The sequence below is a fragment of the Acinetobacter sp. TG2027 genome, assembly GCF_000302435.1.
GTDB classification, from domain to species: domain Bacteria; phylum Pseudomonadota; class Gammaproteobacteria; order Pseudomonadales; family Moraxellaceae; genus Acinetobacter; species Acinetobacter pittii.
This window is the reverse complement of the sequence record NZ_AMJN01000039.1, coordinates 1-1,318: the sequence shown is the minus strand read 5'-3', so window position 1 is coordinate 1,318 and position 1,318 is coordinate 1. Positions and strand designations below refer to the sequence as shown.

General features: G+C 39.4%; 1 protein-coding gene. It reads left to right on the top strand.

From position 1 onward, the window contains the following. The first annotated feature begins 75 nt into the window (after window positions 1-75). Entirely contained in the window at window positions 76-1,284 is a 1,209-nt protein-coding gene (locus tag B806_RS0109600) for an IS256-like element ISAba26 family transposase (RefSeq protein WP_004832869.1), read from the top strand. Window positions 1,285-1,318: the final 34 nt, after the last annotated feature.

Genomic DNA, 1,318 nt, shown 5'->3' with positions numbered 1-1,318 from the left:
GGGACTGTTCTAAATTTTGTGTAAGTACTTAATTTTCATTTATCCTTCAGAGGATAATTACAAAAGGTACTTCACATGGATGAAGCAACAATCAAAAGTATGGCTGCCGAATTGGCTAAAGGTCTAAAAACACCAGAAGACTTAAACCAAATGACAGCAGTCTTTAAAAAATTCATGATTGAAACTGCACTCAATACTGAACTTTCAGACCATCTCGGTTATGAAAAGCATCAGCCCAAGAAAGGCTCAAATAGCCGTAATGGGTTTAGTTCTAAAACCATTACAACTCAAGATGGACAACTGGCTTTAGATATTCCCCGTGATCGAGAAGGTTCATTTGAGCCACAAATTATCAAAAAGCACCAAACACGCATCACCAGTATGGATGACCAAATCCTCTCACTGTATGCAAAAGGAATGACTAATAGGGAAATTGTAGCCTTCTTCAAAGAAATGTACGATGCCGATGTGTCAGCATCTCTCATCAGCAAAGTTACCGATGCTGTGATTGAGCAAGTGACTGAGTGGCAAAATAGAGCCTTAGATAGCCTTTATCCTGTTGTCTATCTTGACTGTATTGTTGTCAAAGTCCGTCAGCACTCCAATGTGATTAACAAGTCCGTATACCTTGCTTTAGGCATCAATATGGATGGGCAAAAAGAATTACTGGGTATGTGGATTGCTCAGACAGAAGGTGCCAAATTCTGGCTGTCAGTCATGACAGAGCTAAAAAATCGAGGAGTACAGGACATTCTTGTTGCCTGTGTAGATGGATTAAAAGGCTTCCCTGACGCGATAACCTCTGTTTACCCTCATACTGATATTCAACTGTGTATCGTGCATGTTGTACGCAATAGCCTGAGATTTGTAAGCTGGAAAGACTACAAAGCTGTTACGTCGGGTCTGAAAGCGATTTATCAGGCAAGTACAGAGGAAAATGCTTTAAAATCCCTAGACATCTTCTGTGATCAATGGAATCACCAGTATCCCAAAATTGGAGAATCCTGGCGGGCCAATTGGGAAAATATCCGAACGATCTTTAGCTATCCAGCCGAAATACGTCATGCAATTTATACAACAAATGCGATTGAGTCGTTGAATAGCGTAATACGCCATTCAACGAAGAAAAGGAAAATCTTTTCATCTGATGACTCAGTAAAGAAGGTCATTTACTTAGCAACATCAAATGCTGCGAAGAAATGGACGATGCCAATTCAAAATTGGCGTTTAGCAATGAATTGGTTTACGATTCAGTTCGATGATCGATTAAAAGATCATTTATAAAAAATGGAACTTACACAAAATAATTTACAGGCTC

What these genes read in the sequence shown, in the direction of transcription:
- B806_RS0109600 (WP_004832869.1), top strand. Translation starts at nt 76, where the DNA reads ATGGATGAAGCAACAATCAAAAGTATGGCTGCCGAATTGGCTAAAGGT.